The 4,618-nt window shown below is 65.4% G+C and carries 8 protein-coding genes; 7 read left to right on the plus strand and 1 reads right to left on the minus strand.

Features of this window, described 5'->3' with window-relative positions; translation table 11 throughout:
* Positions 1–102: 102 nt before the first annotated feature.
* Positions 103–615, minus strand: a complete 513-nt coding sequence (locus JHC57_RS21190) for a flagella basal body P-ring formation protein FlgA (protein WP_294032563.1) — start codon at positions 613–615, stop codon at positions 103–105.
* Between the two features lie 280 nt (positions 616–895).
* On the opposite strand from JHC57_RS21190, the gene JHC57_RS21195 reads away from it, so the two are divergent.
* The 7 genes from JHC57_RS21195 to JHC57_RS21225 form a co-directional block, all read left to right on the plus strand.
* Complete coding sequence (locus JHC57_RS21195) at positions 896–1,237, plus strand: flagellar basal body protein (protein WP_294032564.1); 342 nt, start codon at positions 896–898, stop codon at positions 1,235–1,237.
* Positions 1,234–1,644, plus strand: coding sequence for a flagellar basal body rod protein FlgC (gene flgC, locus JHC57_RS21200; protein WP_294032565.1), 411 nt, complete (start codon positions 1,234–1,236; stop codon positions 1,642–1,644). The genes JHC57_RS21195 and flgC overlap by 4 nt, the downstream gene beginning before the upstream one ends.
* A gap of 1 nt (position 1,645) precedes the next feature.
* On the plus strand, positions 1,646–1,945 hold the full coding sequence (locus JHC57_RS21205; RefSeq protein WP_294032566.1) for a flagellar hook capping FlgD N-terminal domain-containing protein: 300 nt from the start codon (positions 1,646–1,648) through the stop codon (positions 1,943–1,945).
* Positions 1,946–1,949: 4 nt separating this feature from the next.
* The gene (locus JHC57_RS21210; RefSeq protein ID WP_294032567.1) at positions 1,950–2,777 is read left to right on the plus strand and encodes a flagellar hook basal-body protein; all 828 of its coding nucleotides are present in this window, start codon (positions 1,950–1,952) and stop codon (positions 2,775–2,777) included.
* A 35-nt stretch (positions 2,778–2,812) separates the two neighbouring features.
* Entirely contained in the window at positions 2,813–3,556 is a 744-nt protein-coding gene (flgF, locus tag JHC57_RS21215; RefSeq protein WP_294032568.1) for a flagellar basal-body rod protein FlgF, read from the plus strand.
* A 12-nt stretch (positions 3,557–3,568) separates the two neighbouring features.
* Positions 3,569–4,354 (plus strand): flagellar basal-body rod protein FlgG, encoded by a 786-nt coding sequence (flgG, locus tag JHC57_RS21220; protein WP_294032569.1) that lies wholly within the window; start codon positions 3,569–3,571, stop codon positions 4,352–4,354.
* Positions 4,335–4,618, plus strand: a 284-nt coding sequence (locus tag JHC57_RS21225; protein ID WP_294032570.1) for a flagellar basal body L-ring protein FlgH, incomplete at its 3' end; no start/stop codon positions are given. The genes flgG and JHC57_RS21225, both read left to right, overlap by 20 nt.

Here is a 4,618-nt window from a genome sequence, read left to right on the forward strand (position 1 = left end):
GGAGCGATTAAGGCGACCGGCCGCAAAAAACAAAAGAAAGGCCCGGCGCCGTCGGAAAGCCGACAGGCCGGGCCCGGTGGGCGGGTAGCGAGGGTACGGGAATCAGTCGTCGAGGCTTGCGCGACCCGGGCCGGTGACCGTGGCGCTGAGCGTCGATTTGGCATCGCTGCCCCGCAAGGCGATCGTTTCGCCGACGCGGCCGTCCTGCGTCGCTACCGCAGCATAGCTGATCGAATAGCTGTCGGTCTCGATCGTCACGCGGACATTGTCGCCGCGGCGAATGACGGGGGCGCTCGGTGCCGGGCGAGCGAAATTTACCGCGGCGGGCGCTGCGTCGGCAGTGGGGCCGGTCATCGGGACGCGCAGGCGCCAGCCGAGCGACGCGCAGCGTACCGCGAGCGTCTGCGCGTCGAGCGCGGTGACCGACGCCTGTTCGGGGCAGCGCGCGAGCTTGATCCGGCGGTCGATCGGGGTCGCGGTGCGGCCGAGCGCGTTCGCGACCGTCGCGGTCAGCATGTCGATCGTCTGCCAGTCCTCGCTCGCCTGCTGCGCCGAAGCCGCGACCGGTGCGGCGATCGCGCATGCGGCAAGGGCGGAAAGAATTTTCGGGGACAAGGTCGATCTCCTTCTGTCCAATATCGTTACGCGCCGAGGTGCAGGAAGCGTGCCAGTCGCGATTTGGCGGGCGGTTCGAGTGGGCCGAGGCGGGTACCGTCGGATTTTTGACTCGCGTCGCATGCAAGTCTGCCATGAAAATATAAATAGCTGAAAAATAACAGTAAATATGGATTGGCACGGCCATTGCATCATGCCTTGGTGTATTACCGCGCGTCCGTGCCAGCCGGCCGGACCCGGCAAAGCCCCGCCGCCGGATGGCGGCAAGCGAAGGAATGTGATGATGGCATCCGAGAAACTCTTTGGCCTGCATGCGACGGCGCTCCAGCTCCGCAGCCAGCGCATGATGATGCTCGCGTCGAACATCGCGAACTCCGCGACGCCGGGCTACAAGGCGCGCGACATCGATTTCGCCAAGGCGCTCGACCTCGCACAGCAGGGCAGCTCGACCGAAGGTGCGATCAGCTATCGCGTTCCGGTGCAGGCGTCGCTCGACGGCAACACCGTCGAAATGGCGACCGAGCAGACGGCCTACGCTGAAAATGCGCTCGCCTATCGGTCGAGCCTGTCCTTCCTCACCGGGCGCATCAATACGCTGTCGCGCGCGCTGAAGGGTGAATGACGATGAACGGCAATTTCTCCGTCTTCGACATCAGCGGTCGCGCAATGTCGGCGCAGCTCGTCCGGCTCAACACCACGGCGTCGAACCTCGCGAATGCGGGAACGGTCGCGGGCAGCGAGGCGGGCGCGTTCCGCTCGCTGAAGCCCGTGTTCCGCACGGTGATGGACGCGTCCGGCCGCGCGACGGTCCAGATCGACCAGGTCACGACGTCGAAGATGGCGCCGTCGAAACGGCACGATCCGTCGAACCCGCTCGCCGATGCGGACGGCAACGTCTGGGAAGCCGCGGTCGATAGCGCCGCCGAGCTGGTCGAGATGGTCGAGACCGCGCGCCAGTATCAGAACAATGTCCAGGTCCTCGAAACCGCGAAGGGCCTGATCAACGAAACCCTCAGGATGGGACAGTAAGATGAGCGTCAACAGCATCACCAACAACAACCCGGTGATCCACCCCAAGGGCACCAGCCAGCAGATGGATCAGAGCGATTTCCTCCGCCTGATGACCGCGCAGCTGTCGCAGCAGGATCCATTCAACCCCGTCGATAACCAGCAGATGGTTGCGCAGATGGCGCAGTTCTCGAGCCTCGCCGGGATCAGCGAAACGAACACCGTGCTCGCGCAGATTTCTGAGCAGCTCACGGCGCAGACCCAGTTGCTCAAGGATATCAAGGCCGCCCAGCCTTCGACCCCCACCACGCAGGAAGGATAAGTCCATGTCATTCTATACATCGCTTTCGGGCCTCAAGGCCTCGCAGACCGATATGTCGGTCATCTCGAACAATATCGCCAACGCCGGCTCGGTCGGTTTCAAGCGCAGCAAGGCGCAGTTCGGTGATATCTTCGCTTCGTCGCCGACGCAGTCGACGAAGACGATCGCGGGCCAGGGCACGCGCCTCAACGGCATCACCCAGCAGTTCACGCAGGGCTCGTACGAAGCGAGCGAAAAGACGCTCGACCTCGCGATCGTCGGGGAGGGCATGTTCATCGTGAAGGGCAATCCGCCGACCGAGGCGATCACCTACACGCGCAACGGTTCGTTCGAACCGACCCCCGACGGCAACGTCATCGATACGACGGGCGCCAAATTGCAGCTGCTTCCGGTCGACGCCGACGGCAACGTCACGAACAACACGCTCGCCGGCGCTTTCGACATGCAGCTGCCCACGGGCGCGCCGTCCGACCCGACCTCGTCGTTGGTCAATGTGTCGATCGGTCTCGACGGCCTCGTCACCGCGACTTTTGCCAATGGCGAGGACCAGATGCTCGGCAAGGTCGCGATGGCGACTTTCCCGACGATGTCGGGTCTGCGCCCGACCGGTGATGCGCATTGGCAGTCGACGGGCGAAAGCGGTCCGCCGACGATCGATGGTCCGACCAACGGCTCGATGGGCGCCGTCCGTTCGGGCGCGCTCGAACGCTCGAACGTCGATATCACCGAGGAACTGGTGATGCTGATGTCGGCGCAGCGCAATTTCCAGGCGAATGCCAAGGCGATCGAGGGCGCGTCGCAGCTGACCCAGACGATCATCGGCATGCGCTGACACGCCGCTGACCGCCGCCTGCCGGGAGCTACGACATGGACCGCCTCATCTACACCAGCCTTACCGCGATGCGGGGCAGCATGTCCCGGCAGACGGCGATCGCCAACAATCTGGCGAACGCGCAAACGCCGGGCTTCCGCGCCGACATGGCGAGCGCGCAGGCGCTGTGGCTGGATGGCAGCGGGCTCGACACGCGCGCCATGTCATCCGAGGAAGTGCTCGGCGCCGATATGAAGGCCGGGTCGGTCACCCAGACCGGCCGCGACCTCGACATCGCGATGCAGGGCGATGCGCTGCTCGTCGTGCAGGCGAAGGATGGCGAAGAAGCGTACACCCGTCGCGGCGACCTGCAGGTCTCGCCGAGCGGGCTGCTCACCACCGGCGACGGCAGTCCCGTGCAGGGCACGCAGGGACCGGTGACGATCCCGCCCGCCGATGCGATCAATATCGACCAGGAAGGCCGCGTATGGATCGTGCCGCAGGGCGGCGATCCCGAAAACCCGCAGGAGGTCGACCGGCTCCGGCTCGCGACCCCGACGGGGTCGGACATCGCCAAGGGGCTCGACGGCCTGTTCCGCGTGAAGGGCGGCGGCATCCTGCCCGACGATCCCGAAGCGCGGCTGCTCACCCGTTCGATCGAGGGATCGAACGTCACTGCAACCAGCGCGCTCGTCGAGATGATCGAGGCGAGCCGCAGCTGGGACACCCAATTGAAGATGATCGGCGACGTGCGCGACATGGACAGTGCGACCGCCAATCTGATGCAGCTCCCCCGTTAAGGAGAATATGACATGAGTATCGGTGCCCTGCACGTCGCGCGGACCGGTCTGGATGCCCAGGGCTTCCGGATGCAGGTGATCGCGAACAACCTCGCCAACGTCAACACGACGGGCTTCAAGCGCGACCGCGCGAGCTTCGAGACGCTGAGCTATCAGTTGATGACCGCGCCCGGCGCGCCGTCGACCGCCGAAAACCGCTATGCGACCGGCCTCAACCTCGGCACCGGCGTCGCACTTAACGGCACCGCGCGCATCGATACGCAGGGTAGCTTCCAGACGACGGGCAACGGGCTGGACGTCGCGATCGACGGCGCCGGCTATTTCCAGGTCGAAATGCCCGACGGGCGCATCGGCTACACCCGCGCGGGCAACTTCGGCCGCGCCCCCGACGGCACGATCGTGACCTCGGACGGCAAGCCGCTGACCCCCGCGATCCAGATCCCCGAAGACGCGAGCAATGTGACGATCGGGCTCGATGGCACCGTCTCGGCGACCGCCGCCGACGGCACCGCGCTCGAACTCGGCCGGATCGAGATCGCGCGTTTTTCGAATCCCGCGGGCCTGCAGGCGATCGGCGGCAACATGCTCGTCGAGACGCAGGCCTCGGGCGCGCCGCTCGTCGGCGGCGCGGGCGAGGAAGGCCGCGGGTCCTTGCGCGGCGGGATGCTCGAGGGATCGAACGTCAATGTCGTCGAGGAACTCGTCGACATGATCGAGACGCAGCGCGCCTATGAGGTCAATTCAAAGATGATCTCGGCCACCGACGAGATGATGAAAAATGCCGCGCAAACTCTCTAATCTGGCGATGCCCAGTCTGGCGATGCTTGCCTTCGTGCTCGCGCCTGTTGCGACGCACGCGAAGGAAAAGGTGCCGTCCGATGCCTTTACGGTGTCGATGCCTTTGCCGCCGGCACCGCCGCCGGCGAACGGTTCGATCTTCCAGGGCAGCTATGTTGCGCTCACCTCGGGTGGACGCGCGGGGCAGGTCGGCGATATCATCACGATCCAGCTCGTCGAGCGCACCGCGGCGACGAAAAGCAATGCCGCGGGCACGCAGCGCGA

It is taken from the genome of Sphingopyxis sp., assembly GCF_016463645.1.
In the GTDB taxonomy this organism is placed as follows: domain Bacteria; phylum Pseudomonadota; class Alphaproteobacteria; order Sphingomonadales; family Sphingomonadaceae; genus Sphingopyxis.